Origin of the sequence: Xanthobacter aminoxidans (genome assembly GCF_043193615.1) — a bacterium.
Taxonomy (GTDB): Bacteria; Pseudomonadota; Alphaproteobacteria; order Rhizobiales; family Xanthobacteraceae; genus Xanthobacter; species Xanthobacter aminoxidans.
This window is the reverse complement of record NZ_JBAFUS010000003.1, coordinates 90,358-105,103: the sequence shown is the minus strand read 5'-3', so window position 1 is coordinate 105,103 and position 14,746 is coordinate 90,358. Positions and strand designations below refer to the sequence as shown.

At 68.7% G+C, this 14,746-nt stretch carries 13 protein-coding genes and 1 tRNA gene; 10 read left to right on the top strand and 4 right to left on the bottom strand.

The window, feature by feature from the left end; all coding sequences use genetic code 11:
• The first annotated feature begins 25 nt into the window (after positions 1-25).
• From V5F74_RS15615 to bluB, 7 genes are all read left to right on the top strand, one after another.
• Entirely contained in the window at positions 26-910 is an 885-nt protein-coding gene (locus tag V5F74_RS15615) for an IclR family transcriptional regulator (protein ID WP_394009043.1), read from the top strand.
• 26 nt (positions 911-936) lie between these two features.
• A complete protein-coding gene (locus V5F74_RS15610) occupies positions 937-2,556 on the top strand; it encodes an acyl-CoA synthetase (protein ID WP_394009041.1) in 1,620 nt (539 codons plus the stop codon).
• A gap of 41 nt (positions 2,557-2,597) precedes the next feature.
• Positions 2,598-3,359, top strand: coding sequence for an SDR family NAD(P)-dependent oxidoreductase (locus V5F74_RS15605; RefSeq protein WP_394009039.1), 762 nt, complete (start codon positions 2,598-2,600; stop codon positions 3,357-3,359).
• 26 nt (positions 3,360-3,385) lie between these two features.
• Positions 3,386-4,141, top strand: a complete 756-nt coding sequence (locus V5F74_RS15600) for an SDR family NAD(P)-dependent oxidoreductase (protein ID WP_394009037.1) — start codon at positions 3,386-3,388, stop codon at positions 4,139-4,141.
• Between the two features lie 112 nt (positions 4,142-4,253).
• Positions 4,254-5,762, top strand: coding sequence for a glycerol-3-phosphate dehydrogenase (locus V5F74_RS15595; RefSeq protein WP_394009035.1), 1,509 nt, complete (start codon positions 4,254-4,256; stop codon positions 5,760-5,762).
• Positions 5,763-5,783: 21 nt separating this feature from the next.
• Complete coding sequence (gene glpK, locus V5F74_RS15590) at positions 5,784-7,271, top strand: glycerol kinase GlpK (RefSeq protein WP_394009033.1); 1,488 nt, start codon at positions 5,784-5,786, stop codon at positions 7,269-7,271.
• A gap of 73 nt (positions 7,272-7,344) precedes the next feature.
• Positions 7,345-8,019, top strand: a complete 675-nt coding sequence (gene bluB / locus V5F74_RS15585; RefSeq protein WP_029557265.1) for a 5,6-dimethylbenzimidazole synthase — start codon at positions 7,345-7,347, stop codon at positions 8,017-8,019.
• A 38-nt stretch (positions 8,020-8,057) separates the two neighbouring features.
• Here bluB and V5F74_RS15580 read toward each other — a convergent pair whose 3' ends face one another.
• On the bottom strand, positions 8,058-8,618 hold the full coding sequence (locus tag V5F74_RS15580) for a protease inhibitor Inh/omp19 family protein (RefSeq protein WP_024277667.1): 561 nt from the start codon (positions 8,616-8,618) through the stop codon (positions 8,058-8,060).
• A gap of 301 nt (positions 8,619-8,919) precedes the next feature.
• Here V5F74_RS15580 and V5F74_RS15575 point away from each other — a divergent pair, with 301 nt between their 5' ends.
• Positions 8,920-9,693 carry an SDR family NAD(P)-dependent oxidoreductase gene (locus tag V5F74_RS15575; RefSeq protein ID WP_029557266.1) on the top strand — a complete coding sequence of 258 codons (774 nt, stop codon included), beginning with the start codon at positions 8,920-8,922 and terminating at the stop codon, positions 9,691-9,693.
• Between the two features lie 85 nt (positions 9,694-9,778).
• Positions 9,779-10,708, top strand: a complete 930-nt coding sequence (locus V5F74_RS15570; RefSeq protein WP_197022980.1) for a methylated-DNA--[protein]-cysteine S-methyltransferase — start codon at positions 9,779-9,781, stop codon at positions 10,706-10,708.
• Between the two features lie 23 nt (positions 10,709-10,731).
• Here the strand turns inward: V5F74_RS15570 and hemH are convergent, their stop codons facing one another.
• The 3 genes from hemH to cpdR all read right to left on the bottom strand — a co-directional run bounded on the left by hemH (position 10,732) and on the right by cpdR (position 12,503).
• Positions 10,732-11,802 (bottom strand): ferrochelatase, encoded by a 1,071-nt coding sequence (hemH, locus tag V5F74_RS15565; protein ID WP_394009030.1) that lies wholly within the window; start codon positions 11,800-11,802, stop codon positions 10,732-10,734.
• 177 nt (positions 11,803-11,979) lie between these two features.
• Positions 11,980-12,054 (bottom strand) — tRNA-Val (locus V5F74_RS15560).
• Between the two features lie 86 nt (positions 12,055-12,140).
• Positions 12,141-12,503 (bottom strand): cell cycle two-component system response regulator CpdR, encoded by a 363-nt coding sequence (gene cpdR, locus V5F74_RS15555; protein ID WP_029557269.1) that lies wholly within the window; start codon positions 12,501-12,503, stop codon positions 12,141-12,143.
• A 190-nt stretch (positions 12,504-12,693) separates the two neighbouring features.
• On the opposite strand from cpdR, the gene V5F74_RS15550 reads away from it, so the two are divergent.
• Positions 12,694-13,581, top strand: a complete 888-nt coding sequence (locus tag V5F74_RS15550; protein WP_029557270.1) for an N-formylglutamate amidohydrolase — start codon at positions 12,694-12,696, stop codon at positions 13,579-13,581.
• The last annotated feature ends 1,165 nt before the right edge of the window (positions 13,582-14,746 follow it).

The window sequence follows — 14,746 nt, the reverse complement described above, 5'->3', positions numbered from 1 at the left end:
CATATTCTGGATCAAGGGAGCACGCGTGGGACGGGGATCGGATGCGCCCGCCGCCCGAATGGGCGGGCCGGAGCCTGCGCGCGATGGCGCGTCGGAAGCCGGCGGCGGCACCCAGAGCATCGCGCGCGCGGTTGCGCTTCTGATGCTGGTGGGCCGCGCGGGCGCGGAGGGCGCCCGCCTCGCCGATCTCGTGGCCAGTTCCGGCCTCTCCAAGCCCACCGTGCGGCGCGTCCTGCTGGCGCTGGTGCGGGCCGGGCTGGTGGACCAGGACGAGGCGAGCCGCCGCTATCATGTGGGGCCGGAGGCCTATGTGCTCGGCACGCTGGCCGCGCCGCGCTTCGGCATCCATGCCCTCGCCCTCGACGGTCTCTCCCGCATCGCCCGCCAGAGCGGCGACTGCGCCTTCCTCTCGGTGCCGCGCGGGATCTTCTCCGTGTGTCTGCATCGCGAAGAGGGCACCTGGCCCATCCGCACCCATGTGCTGCAGGCCGGCGATCGTCACCCCCTCGGCATCGGTGCCGGCGGCCTCGCCCTCCTCGCCGCGCTGCCCGAGGCCGACGCGGCGCGGATCATCGAGGCCAATGCGGCCGCGCTCGCGGCCTATCCCGGCTATTCCCCCGATCTGCTGCGCGCCGCCATGGGCGAGACCCGCGCGCGCGGCTATGCGCTCAATCCCGGCCTCTACGTCGCCGGCTCCTGGGGCATCGGCGTGCCGGTGCGGGGCGCGGACGGGCGCCCGCTCGGCGCCCTTTCGCTCGCCGCCATCGAGAGCCGGCTGGGCGCGGAGCGGCAGAAGGAGCTGGTGCCGCTGCTTCAGCGCGAAGCCGCCGCGCTGGAGGCGAAGCTCGGCGGCAGCGAGCGGGGGCCGCCACCGCGCCCGGCCCGCTCCATGGTCCGTCCGGCCCCCTGATTGTTTCCGATCCCGGAGTGAAGTGAATGTCCGCACCTGCCCAGACCGTCGCCGAGGCCCCGCGAGGCGGCGTGGCCCGCACCAGCCGCCGGGTGATGAACCTCTCCCATTTCCTGCGCCAGGCGGCGCGGCGGCTGCCGGCCCATATCGCCTTCGTGGAGGGCGAGCGCACCGTGACGTGGGCCGAGATGGATGCCCGCGTGGATGCCATGGCGGCGGAACTGTTCGCCCGCGGCGTCGTCAAGGGCGACCGCATCCTCGTGCAGTCGAAGAACTGCCTCGAAATGTTCGAAAGCATGTTCGCCGCCTTCCGGCTGGGCGCGGTGTGGGTGCCCACCAATTTTCGCCAGACTCCGGGGGAGGTCGCCTATCTCGCCTCCGCCTCGGGCGCGAGCCTCATGATCTGCCACCGCGATTTCCCCGAGCATGTGGAGGCGGCGCGCGCCGAGGCGCCGGCGATCCGCGAGGTCATCGCCATCGGCGCGGCGGACTTCGGAGCGGACTACGGCGAAATCGTCGCCGCCCGCCTCGGCGAAAAGGTGCCGGTGGCGGATGTGGAGCATGACGACCCCTGCTGGTTCTTCTTCACCTCCGGCACCACCGGCCGGCCCAAGGCGGCGGTGCTGACGCACGGCCAGATGGCCTTCGTCATCACCAACCACCTCTGCGACCTGATGCCCGGCACCACCGAGCAGGACGCCTCCCTCGTGGTGGCGCCGCTCTCCCACGGCGCGGGCGTCCACCAATTGGTGCAGGTGGCGCGCGGGGTGAAGACCATCCTCATGCCCTCCGAGCGGTTCGACGCCGCCGAGGCGTGGCGGCTGGTGGAGCAATGGCGCGTGACCAACATGTTCACCGTGCCCACCATCACCAAGCTGCTTACCGAGCACCCGTCGGTGGACAAGTTCGACCACTCCTCCCTGCGCTACGTCATCTATGCCGGCGCGCCCATGTACCGGGAGGATCAGAAGTTCGCGCTGAGGAAGCTCGGCAAGGTGCTGGTGCAGTATTTCGGCCTCGGTGAGGTGACGGGCAACATCACCGTCCTGCCGCCCTACCTGCACGATCCCGAGGACGGCCCGCATGTGAAGCTCGGCACCTGCGGCTTCGAGCGCACCGGCATGCAGGTCCAGATTCAGGACGATGCCGGCGGCGAGGTCTCCCCCTTCGAGACCGGCGAGATCTGCGTCTGCGGCCCGGCGGTGCTGGCGGGCTATTACGACAATCCCGAGGCCAATGCGAAGGCGTTCCGCAACGGCTGGTTCCGCACCGGCGACCTGGGCCACATGGACAATGAGGGCTTCGTCTACATCACCGGACGCGCCTCGGACATGTACATTTCCGGCGGCTCCAACGTCTATCCGCGCGAGGTGGAGGAGAAGGTGCTCACCCATCCCGCCATCGCCGAGGTGGCCATCCTCGGCGTGCCGGACCCCATGTGGGGCGAGGTGGGCGTCGCCGTCTGCGTGCTGCGCGACGGGCAGAGCGTAAGCGAGGAGGACCTGGTCGCGTTCCTCGACGGCAAGGTCGCCCGCTACAAGCTGCCCCGGCGCGTGCATTTCTGGGACGCCCTGCCGAAATCTGCCTACGGCAAGATCACCAAGAAGATGGTGCGCGAGGCCCTGGCCGAGCGCGGGCTCATCTGAGCCGCCGACGAAAACCAACAATCACCCTCAGGGAGAGTGCCGTGTCGAGACCGGGAAGCGTGATCGTGACGGGTGGTGCCTCCGGCATCGGCCTCGCCGTGGTGGAGGAGCTTCTGGCCGAGGGCTGGCGCGTCGTCGCCGCCGACCTCGTGCCGGAGAGCGTCGAGAAGGCGCGGGCCGCGCTCGCCCCCCATGGCGACACGGTGCGGGTCGTCCAGGCCGACATTTCCGACGAGGCGCAGGTGGTGAAGCTCGTCGCCGAGACGGAGAGCGGGTTCGGGCCGCTGTGGGGCGTCGTCAATTCCGCCGGCATCGCCCGCGATATCCCCGCCCTCGACACGTCGGCGGACATCTTCCGCAAGATCCTCGACGTGAACGTCATCGGCACCTTCCTGGTGGCGCGCGAGGCGGCGAAGGTGATGCAGGCGCGCAGCGCCGGCTCCATCGTCAACATCGCGTCCGTCTCGGGCATCCAGGGCAATCTCGGCCGCGCCGCCTATGGCTCGTCCAAGGGCGCGGTGGTGGTGCTCACCAAGGTCCTCGCGGTGGAGTTCGCGGCCCTCGGCATCCGCGTCAACGCCATTGCGCCGGGGCCGGTGGATACCCCGCTGGTGCAGGCGGTGCATACCGATCAGGCGCGCACCGCGTGGCTCGCCCGCGTGCCGCTCAACCGCTATGCGCAGCCGAAGGAAATGGCCGGCACCATCGCCTTCCTGCTGGACCCGGAGAAGTCCTCCTACGTGACCGGCCAGACCATCAACGTGGATGGCGGCTTCACCGCCGGCGGGCTGATCCGGCCGTGACGGGGCAGGAGATAAAGGGGCGCGAGATGAAGGGCAGCGTCATCGTCACCGGCGGTGCCTCCGGCATCGGTCTCGCCGTGGTGGAAACCCTGCTCGCCGAGGGCTGGCGCGTCGTCGCGCTGGATCTCGCCGCCGACAGCATCGCCACGGCGCGGGAGCATCTCGCGGCGCACGGCGCGCGGGTGCGGTTCGAGACGGTGGACATCACCGACGAAAGCGCGGTGGTGGCGGCCGTCGCGCGCACGGCGGCGGACTTCGGCCCGCTCAAGGGCGTGGTGAACTCGGCCGGCATCGCCCGCGACATTCCGGCGTTCGACACGAGCGTGGAGCTGTTCCGCAAGGTGCTGGACATCAACCTCGTGGGCAGCTTCGTCGTGGCGCGGGAGGCGGCGAAGGCCATGCGGGAGACGGGCGGCGGCTCCATCGTCAACATCGCCTCGATCTCCGCTTTGCGCGGCAATCTCGGCCGCTCCGCCTATGGCGCCTCCAAGGGCGGCGTGATGGCGCTGACGAAGATCCTCGCGGTGGAATTCGCGCCGCTGGGCATCCGTGTGAATGCGGTAGCGCCCGGCCCCATCGAGACGCCACTGGTGCGCGAACTGCTGACGGCCGAGACCCGGGCCGCGTGGCTGAAGACCCTGCCGCTCCGCCGCAACGGCACGCCGCAGGAGGTGTGCGGCGCCATCTCCTTCCTGCTGGATGAGCGGGCGTCGTCCTACGTCACCGGCGAGACCATCGCCGTGGATGGCGGCTTCTCGGCGGGCGGTCTCATCAACGTGTGAGGCGATGGGGAACCTGCTCCTCCACATGGATCGGCGATGCAGCCGTTGACCTGCCGCAGGTCTCGGGCATCGTCTGGCGGAGCGAACCGATTCCCGGTGCCGGGAGGCCGAGATGGAGGAGAGCGGTCAGGTCTTCGACCTCGCCATCGTCGGCGGCGGCATCAATGGCTGCGGCATCGCCCGTGATGCCGTGGGGCGCGGGCTGTCCGTGGTGCTGTTCGAGAAGGGGGATCTTGCCTCCGGCACCTCCTCCGCCTCCACCAAGCTGATCCACGGCGGCCTGCGCTATCTCGAATATTACGAGTTCCGCCTGGTGCGCGAGGCGCTGGCCGAGCGGGAGGTGCTGTGGGGCATCGCCCCGCAAATCGTCTGGCCCCTGCGCTTCGTGCTGCCGCACCATCCCGGCCTGCGCCCGGCGTGGATGCTGCGGCTCGGCCTGTGGCTCTACGACCATATCGGCGGCCGTCGCCTGCTGCCGCCCACCCGCACGCTGGACCTGCGGCACGATCCCGCCGGCCAGCCGCTGCGGCCGGGCTATGGCCGGGCTTTCGAATATTCCGACTGCTGGGTGGAGGATGCGCGCCTCGTGGTGCTCAACGCCCGCGACGCCGCGGACCGGGGCGCTGCCATCCGCCCGCGCACCCGCGTCACCAGTGCACGGCGGGAGGCGGGGCTGTGGGTGATCGAGAGCGAGCATGAGGGCCGGTCCGAGACGGTGAAGTCGCGGGCGCTGGTGGATGCGGCCGGCCCCTGGGCGGGCGAGGTGCTCGACGTGCTGAAGACCGGCCGGGGCGAAGGGCACGCGCCGCTCCGCCTCGTGCAGGGCAGCCACATCGTGGTGCCGCGGCTCTATGCGCACGAGCGTTGCTACATCTTCCAGAACGGGGACGGTCGCATCATCTTCGCCATCCCCTACGAGGGCGATTTCACCCTCATCGGCACCACCGACCGGGATTTTTCAGGCCATCCCGAGGACGTGCGCGCGACGCCGGAGGAGGTGGCCTATCTGTGCGCGGCGGCGAGCGAATATTTCGCCGCCACCATCGCCCCCGAGCAGGTGGTGTGGACCTATTCCGGCGTGCGCGCCCTCTATGACGACGGCGCCGGAGCCGCCCAGTCGGCGACGCGGGACTATGTGCTCGCCCTCGATGCGCCGGAGGAGGGGGCGCCGCTCCTCACCGTGTTCGGCGGCAAGATCACCACCTATCGCCGGCTGGCCGAGGCGGCGCTGACGCGGCTTGCGCCGCACTTTCCCCATCTCGGCGCGCCTTTCACGGCCAGCGCACCGCTGCCCGGTGGCGATTTCCCACGGCAGGGCTATGACGCTCTGGTACGCGCCCTGCGCGGCGCCTTCCCGGCGCTCGATCCCGCTTTGCTCGCCCGGCTCGCGCGGGCCTATGGCACGGCGGCCTTCCAGGTGCTGGAGGGCGTCACCGAGGAGGACGACCTGGGCGACTGGTTCGGCGCGCACCTGTGCGCCCGCGAGGTGGACTATCTGATGGATCGGGAATGGGCGCAGACCGCCGCAGACGTGCTGTGGCGGCGCTCCAAGCTCGGCCTGCGCACCGCGCCGCATGCGGTGGAGGCGCTCGACGCCCATATGGCGGCGCGCCGCGCCTGAAACAGAACAAGGGAGGACGCCGTGGCCGCCTACATTCTCGCCATCGACCAGGGCACCACCTCTTCGCGCGCGCTGCTGGTGCGGCAGGACGGCTCCGTCGCGGCACTGGCGCAGGAGGAGCTGCCGCAGCATTTCCCCGCGTCCGGCCATGTGGAGCAGGAGGCGGAGGACATCTTCGGCACCGTGCTCAATTGCTGCCGCGCGGTGCTGGCGAAGGCCGGCGCCACGGCGTCCGATATCGCCGCCATCGGCATCACCAACCAGCGCGAGACGACCCTCGTGTGGGAGCGCGCCACCGGCCGCGCCATCCATCGCGCCATCGTCTGGCAGGATCGCCGCACGGCGGAGGCCTGCGCGCAATTGGAAGCGGAAGGCCATGGGGCACTGGTGAATGCGCGCACCGGCCTGCTGCTCGATCCCTATTTCTCCGCCACCAAGATCGCGCACATCCTCGATGCCGTCCCCGGCGCGCGGGAGCGGGCGCAGAAAGGGGAGCTGGCCTTCGGCACGGTGGACAGCTTCCTGCTCCACCGCCTCACCGGCGGCCGCGTCCATGCCACCGACGCCACCAATGCCGCGCGCACGCTGCTCTTCGACATCCATCGCGGCGCGTGGGACGACGACCTCCTCGCGGTGTTCGGCGTGCCGCGCGCCTTGCTTCCCGAAGTGAAGGACTGCGCGGCCGACTTCGGCACCACGGACCCGGCGCTGTTCGGCGGTCCCATCCCCATCCGCGGCGTGGCGGGGGACCAGCAGGCAGCCATGGTGGGGCAGGCGTGCTTCGCGCCCGGCATGGTGAAATCCACCTACGGCACCGGCTGCTTCGCCTTGCTCAATACCGGGACGACGCCCGTCGCCTCCTCCAGCCGGCTGCTGACGACCATCGCCTACCAGATCGGCGGGCGGCGCACCTATGCGCTGGAAGGCTCGATCTTCGTCGCCGGAGCGGCGGTGCAATGGCTGCGCGACGGGCTGAAGATCATCTCCACCGCCAGCGAGAGCGACCGTCTCGCGGCGGAAGCGGACGCGGGGCAGGACGTGATCCTCGTCCCCGCCTTCGTCGGGCTTGGCGCGCCCTATTGGCGGCCGGAGGTGCGCGGCGCCCTGTTCGGCCTCACCCGCGCCACCGGACCGGCGGAACTGGCCCGGGCGGCGCTGGAGAGCGTGTGCTTCCAGACCGTGGACCTCATCGACGCCATGCGCGCCGACTGGCCGGACGGCGACACGGTGCTGCGCGTGGACGGCGGCATGACCGTCTCCGACTTCACCATGCAGCGCCTCGCCGACCTCCTCGGCGCCCCGGTGGATCGGCCTGTGCAGAAAGAGACGACCGTGCTTGGCGCTGCCTATCTCGCGGGCCTGGAGTGTGGCTTCTTCCCGCCGCCGGACGTCTTCGCCGGCCAGTGGCGGCTGGAGCGGCGGTTCACGCCGCAGATGCTGCCCGAGGTGCGCGCCGGCCGCATCGCCCAGTGGCGGGATGCGGTGGGGCGGCTGATCGGCGGGGTGTGAGGACGCAGGGTTCGGGATTGACCTTGCCGGCACGTCGGCGCCGAATTGACCGAATGAATACGGGGAGAGCGCCATGGTCCGGGACGACAGTTTCTCGGCGGACGAGCGCGCCGCCATCTACCGCTGCATCGCCGCGCGGCGGGACGTGCGCCGGAACTTCCTGCCCGATCCCGTGCCCGACGCGGTGCTCGCCCGCGTGCTGGCCGCCGGCCATGCGGCGCCCTCGGTGGGCTTTCTGCAGCCGTGGAACTTCATCGTGGTGCGTTCGGCCGAGACCAAGGCGGCGCTGCACGACGCCTTTTCGCGCGCCAATGCGGAAGCGGCCGAGATGTTCGAGAGCGAGCGGGCGCAGCTCTATCGCACGCTGAAGCTGGAGGGCCTGCGCGAGGCGCCGCTTCTGCTGTGCATCACCTGCGAGCGGGATCGCGCCGGGCCGGTGGTGCTGGGGCGCACCCACCAGAGCGAGATGGACATCTATTCCACCGTCTGCGCGGTGCAGAACATCTGGCTGGCGGCGCGGGCGGAAAATCTGGGCGTCGGCTGGGTGTCCATCCTGGACCTCGCCGATCTCCGCCGCATCCTCGCCATCCCGGATCACATCGTGCCCATCGCGCTGCTGTGCGTGGGCTATGTGGATGGGTTCGCGGCGACGCCCGACCTCGAGCGGGCCGGATGGCGACAGCGCCTGCCGCTGGAGGAACTGGTGTTCGCGGAGCGATTCGGGGCGCGGGAGAAGGCCGGGACGTAAGCGGCTGCCGCCTCAGCGGGACGTTGGGCTGGCCCGCCTCAGCGGGCGAGGGCGACCTGCTGGCCGGTCTCGGCGATGGTGCCGACGTAATGGTTGGGGCCATCCGGCTGGAGCCGGACGGTGACCTTGCCCTGATGGTTCTGCAGCACGATGTCCGAGCCCATCATGTCCCAGCCCTTGGTCATGAAGATCTCGCTGGGGCAGGAGACGTCGGCCTGGGCGGAAAGGCCACTGAGGCCGCGGTCGGTGCCGAGGCGCACCGGGCAGGAGGCCTTGCCGCCATCCCACGAGAAGCTCCAGGCGCCGGAGACCTGTTCCTTCGCCGCGCTGGGGGCGAAGGCGGTGGCGCCGGGATTGGCCGGAGGCGGGGTGAGGGGCACGTTGGAAGCGGTGGTGCGCGGCGTGATGGCGCCGGTGGCGGTATCGGCCGCAGCGGTGGACACGTTGCCGGGCACGGGCGAGGATTCGACCGCACCCGTCGGCGCCGTGAGCACGCGATTGGCCGCCATGGCGGACGGCTTCGCCCCGAAGCCGTCAAGCTCCGTGCTGCACCCGCCGAGGGCCAGCGCCAGAGCCGCCGAAACCAGAACCACCTTCATCCATTGTTCTCCGGACGTGTCCGCAACCTAGCGCCTTCACGCGAAAACCGCCACCCGCCCCTGAGTGGCTCGCACGGGACGCATCGACGTTCGGACCACAGCTGACAGGCGCGAACCCTAGCCGGCTGCGGGTAAACGCACCCTTTCGTGAGATCGTGGCAGCAGCAAGGCTGGTGATGTATCAAAATACCGTTTCGCGGCGGCGGATGGACGCGATGGTTAAGGCGGTTTAATCACCGGCGCACCTTGCGGCACGCTCTTCCGCGCCCTTTTCCCGTCCTTGCCTTGCTCGGAGCTTTCCATGGCCATGCTCGATCCCCGCACGCTGACCCTCGTCGTGACCGGCGCCACCTCGGGCATCGGCGCCGCCACCGTCCGCCGCTTTGCAAGCGCGGGATCGAAGGTGGTGGCCGTGGGCCGCCGGGCCGACCGGCTGGAAGGTCTCAAGGCCGAGTTCGGCGACCTGATCCTCCCGCTGGAGCTTGACGTGCGCGACGAGAAGGCGACGTTCGACGCCTTCTCCAGCCTGCCGGCGCCGTTCGCCGACTACAACATCGTCTTCGCGAATGCCGGCCTCGCGCTCGGGCTTGAGCCCGCGCAGAACGCGGACCTGGACGAGTGGAAGACCATGGTGGAGACCAACATCACGGGCATGCTCACCACCGTGCGCGCGAGCCTGCCGGCCATGGTGGCGCGCAAGGAGGGGCATGTGGTGTTCACCGGCTCCGTCGCCGGCGACTACCCCTATTTCGGCGGCAACGTCTACGGTGCCACCAAGGCCTTCGTGAAGCAGTTCTCCCTGAATTTGTGGGCGGATGTGGCCGGCACCGGGGTGCGTGTCACCAACATCGAGCCGGGCCTCGTGGAGACGGAATTCTCCGTGGTCCGCTTCTCCGGCGACAAGGGCAAGGCGGATCAGGTCTATGCCGGCTATACGCCCATGACCGGCGAGGACATTGCCGAGCAGGTGTATTTCGCCTGCACCATGCCCCGCCACGTCAACATCAACCGCATCCAGTGCATGGCCGGGCAGCAGACCTTCAACGGGCTCACCGTGCGGCGCGATCCGGCCTGAGGACGGTCGGCTCGGGGGAAATCGGGTGGCCGGCGCTTGCGGCGCCTGCTGAGATGGGCAACGCTCGATCAGAAGGAGACGTGCCGTGCTGGCGCTCGATGCCCCCGATCTCATCCTGTCCGCGGCGGCGCCGACGCTGACGGCGACGCCTGCCGCGCAGCTCGACATCGCCGCCCGCGACTATGACGTGGTGCGCCGGGCGGTGGAGTACATCTCCTGCAACGTGCGGCGGCAGCCCGAGGTGGAGGAAATCGCCGCCGCCACCGGCGTCTCCGCCCGCGCGCTCACCGACCTGTTCCGCCGCTGGTGTGGCCTTACGCCCAAGGCGTTCCTGCAGGCGGTGACGCTGGACCGGGCCCGGCGCATCGTCGCCGAATGCCCCAACGTGCTCGATGCCGCGTTGGAATTGGGACTGTCAGGCCCCGGCCGGCTGCACGACCTTTTCGTGGTGCACGAGGCCATGTCGCCCGGCGAGTGGAAGACCGGCGGCGCCGGCCTCGTCATCCGCTTCGGTTTCCACCCGTCCCCGTTCGGGCAGGCGCTGGCCATGTCCACCCCGCGCGGCCTGTGCGGCCTCGCTTTCGCGGATCTGGGGGAGGAGGCGGCCGCGCTCGCCGACATGCGCTCGCGCTGGCCCAACGCCACCTATGTGGAAGAGCCCGCCGCCACGGCCCCGCTGGTGGCGCAGATCTTCGATCCCGCCTCCTGCCGGGGCGACCAGCCCCTGCGCATCGTCTTCATCGGCACGGATTTTGAAATAAGGGTGTGGGAGACGCTGCTGCGCATCCCCATGGGCCGGGCCACCACCTATTCCACCATCGCCGAGCACGTGGGCCGGCCCAAGGCGGCGCGGGCGGTGGGCGCGGCCATCGGCAAGAACCCCATCTCCTTCGTGGTGCCCTGCCACCGCGTCATCGGCAAGAGCGGCGACCTTACGGGCTACCACTGGGGCCTGACGCGCAAGCGCGCCATACTCGGCTGGGAAGCGGCGAAGGTGGAGCCCAAGGCGGAGTGAAGGGCGGGGAGTGAAGGGCGGGGCTACCCCACCCAGCCCCGCAGCTCCCGCTCCACCACGCTCTTCAGCACCCGCATGCCCTCATCACCGGCATTGAGGCAAGGGATGGCGGCGAACTTCTCGCCGCCGGCGTGCTCGAAGATCTCGCGGTTCTCGACGCCGATCTCCTCCAGTGTCTCCAGGCAGTCGGCGACGAAGCCGGGGTTGAACACGGCGAGCCGCTTCACGCCACTCTCGGCCAAGGCCTTCACCGTCTCGTCCGTATAGGGCTTCAGCCATTCCTCGCGGCCGAAGCGGGACTGGAAGGTGAGGCGAAAGCGCTTCTCGTCCATGCCGAGGCGCGCGCGCAGCAGGCGGGCGGTCTTGGCGCACTGGCAGTGATAGGGGTCGCCCTTGAGCAGATAGGACTTCGGCACGCCGTGGAAGGAGGCGAGGATCACCTCCGGCTCGAAGTCCAGCGCCGCCAGATGCCGCTCCAGATCGCGAGCCACGGCATCGATATAGACCGGATCATCGTGCCAGGGCGGGGCGACGCGCAGCGTCGGCTGCCAGCGCATCTCCTTCAGCGCGTCGAAGGCCTTGTCGCAGACGGTGGCCGAGGTGGCGGCGGCATATTGCGGATAGAGCGGCACCAGCAGGATGCGCTCGCAGCCCTGCGCCTGAAGTGCGGCGAGGCGCTCGGCGATGGGTGGCTTGCCGTAGCGCATGGCAAAATCCACCACGATACGCTCATCGATGCCGGCGAAATGGGCGGCGAGCTTTTCGGCCTGGTCGCGGGTGATGGTCTTGAGCGGGCCTTCGTTGCGCTCGTTGTTCCAGATGCTGGCATAGTCGCGGCCCTTGGGGCCGGGGCGCTTGGTGAGGATGATGGCGTTGAGCACGAACCACCACAGCGCCCGGTTCACCTCGATCACCCGCCGGTCCCAGAGGAATTCCTTCAGATAGGCCCGCATGGACCAGTAGTCCGTCGCCTCCGGCGTGCCGAGATTGACGATGAGCACGCCGACGCGCCCGAACGCCACCTTCGGGTGGTCGGTGGGGAGTTTTTGGCGCAGATGGGCGGCATCGGGAGAGAAGGCGGGAGCGTCGATCATCAGGTCCTCGGCTGCTGCCGGTGAGATGGCGCCTCGGCCGGGGCGCGTCAATGCGCCTGCGGGCGCCGAGCTCTTACGCAACTGCGGCCGCGCCGGATGGTCGCCCGGCGGAAACGATGGTGGTCCGGACGGCTGGTGCCGCCGGACGGATCGATCGCCGGATGGTGAGGTGAGGGATGGTGGGCGCGACAGGGATCGAACCTGTGACCCCTACGATGTCAACGTAGTGCTCTCCCGCTGAGCTACGCGCCCCCTCGCAGGAGCCGCCTCTATATCGGCTCGAAACGCCGGAGGCAAGGCAGGACTGTCAGAGGATATTCCGGCCTGTGGATGACGGCTCAGGCGGCGGTCAGCATCTTGCCCACCTCGCTCACGAGGTCGCGCAGGTGGAAGGGCTTGGACAGCACCTTGGCCTCGCTCGGCGCCTCGCCATCGGCATTGAGGGCGACCGCGGCAAAGCCGGTGATGAACATCACCTTGAGGTCGGGGTCGAGCTCGGTGGCCCGGCGGGCCAGCTCGATGCCGTCCATCTCGGGCATCACGATATCGGTGAGCAGCAGTTCGAACGGCTCCTCCCGCATCCGTTCATAGGCGGAGCGGCCGTTGTCGCAGGAGGCGACGGAGTAGCCCGCATTCTGGAGCGCCTTCACAAGGAAGCGGCGCATGTCGTTGTCGTCTTCAGCGAGCAGGATCTTGGCCACGCCGCTTCCCCTGATGTCATGTTCTGTCCAGCCCCGGCCGGAGCAGGGGATTCATATGACGTGTCTGCCGCATTCGGGTAAATTCGAAGTGAAAGCCGCGCCACCCCTTTCCAAAAGGTGTTTCGCCGGGCCATCATTCCGCCGCCCGCCGGTGGGAATTCCGGAACTATTCCAAGGTGCTGGGTTCTTGATGACTGCCTGCCTCGCCGACACCATTGAACCCGCATTCGAGGTGCTCACTCCGGTCGAGGCGCGCGCGCCCTTCCTCTTCAACTCCCCGCATTCCGGGCGAATCTATCCCCGCAGCTTCGTCGAGCAGACGCGCTTGGACTTTTCGACCCTGCGCCGATCGGAAGATACATTCGTCGATGAATTGTTCGGCGATTGCGTGGGGCTGGGCGCGCCGATGATGCGGGCGCTGTTCCCGCGCTCATTCCTCGACCTCAACCGCGAGCCCTACGAGCTCGACCCGCGCATGTTCGACGGCCGGCTGCCGCCGTTCGCCAACACGCGGTCGATTCGCGTGTCCGGTGGGCTCGGCACCATCGCGCGGGTGGTGGGCGACGCGCAGGAGATCTATCCCCGCCGCCTCGCGGTGAACGAGGCGCTGGAGCGCATCGAGACCTTCTACAAGCCCTACCACCAGACCCTGCGCCGCCTCGTGGGGCGCATTCAGCGCGAATGGGGGATGGCGGTGCTGGTGGATTGCCACTCGATGCCGTCCACTTCAGCACGGGACGAGGTGGCGCGCGCCGATTTCGTCATCGGCGACCGTTACGGCACGAGCTGCAGCGAGCTGGTCACGGACGCCATCGAGCGGTCGCTGACCGCCCGCGGCTACCGGGTGGTGCGCAACAAGCCCTATGCCGGCGGCTATATTACTGAGCACTACGGAAACCCCTCCGCCGGGCTCCACGCCGTGCAGATCGAGCTTAACCGCAGCCTCTACATGGACGAGGCCGCCTATGAGCGGAATAGCGGATTTTCCAGCGCCCAGGCCGATCTTCGGGCCCTGATGGGGGATCTGTTCATCGCGGTGTCGGAGGGCCTCGCCCCGCTCCGTGCGGCAGCTGAATGACAAAGCCCTGCATTTTTGCATAAGGTGCCTTGCGTTTTTCGTATGGCAAGGCTACCAATTGCGCACGGTTGCCGAGGAATTACTCAGGCACCATCGAATTCCGGCCCGGGCAGGCTTCGCAACGCGAAGACGCCCGCGAGTCACGGGATCGAATATGGCGGCGCAAGACCGCATTCAGGGATGGAACGAGAGGGGCCTAGACAGGGCGGCGGGTGACGGCGAATGCCGGATCGGCCAGCCCGAAAAAGAAAGGGGCCGTCCGCGTGAGCAGACGGCCCAAGTCTAGGGAGGAAACGCCCAAGGAGGGCAGCGACACAGCGACGCCAATCGCCGTGTCGCAATGCACAAATAGCCGAGTGCAGTGCCATAAATCAAGTGCGCGTTTGTCGCAGTCTGGTATACCACGGCAATTCATTGATTTTTATAGGGATTTATTTCTCCCGGCTAAGCCCGGGCTGTGGCCGCTAAGAGCAGGCCGCTCAAAAAATATCGATAGAAGCGTGCGCTTGGTCCGACTCGGCTGTGCCGGGGATGGCCAGGACGCGGCATGTCCGGGTGTCGCCCGGTGCCCGGGCCCATGGTGGCGGCCAGTCGATCAGGGCTGCGCGCACGCAGGGATAGATGCCCGGTCAACATCAGCCTCCAGATTCTCGTCAGGCGCCACGCGCGCGGAGAATGGATCTGGCAGGGAATGGGGGCGGGCAGGGCGGGCTAGGAGGCGGGCGCAGGCTCCGGGGCTTTGCCGGGCGGCGCGCATTTCCTGCCTCGGCATGAGGGGCCGAAAAAAGAAAGGGGCCGCTGAGAACAGCGGCCCAAGTCTAGGGAGGAAACGCCCAAGGAGGGCAGCGGCACCGCAACAAGCAATGCCGCGCTGCATCAATATGACGAATGCCCCCCTCTGCATCAAGTCCGTGACAGGCAGATAGTTTGTGCAACTGTCCAACATTTAAAACCATTTATTTTCAGCTCATTGCGGCCTGCCTGCCCAATTTTTGCGCGTCCTGCCCGCCACGCCTGCCACAGGTGCGATCATCCCGCACCGCGGTTGTGCCGTAGGGATCGCGGCCTGGCGGATTCGGCCGGCCTTCCCGCACAGATTTCCCTCCCAGATTTTCCTCGCAGATTTTCCTTGGCAGGTGCCACCACCCGCGCTTTCTTGCCGGCG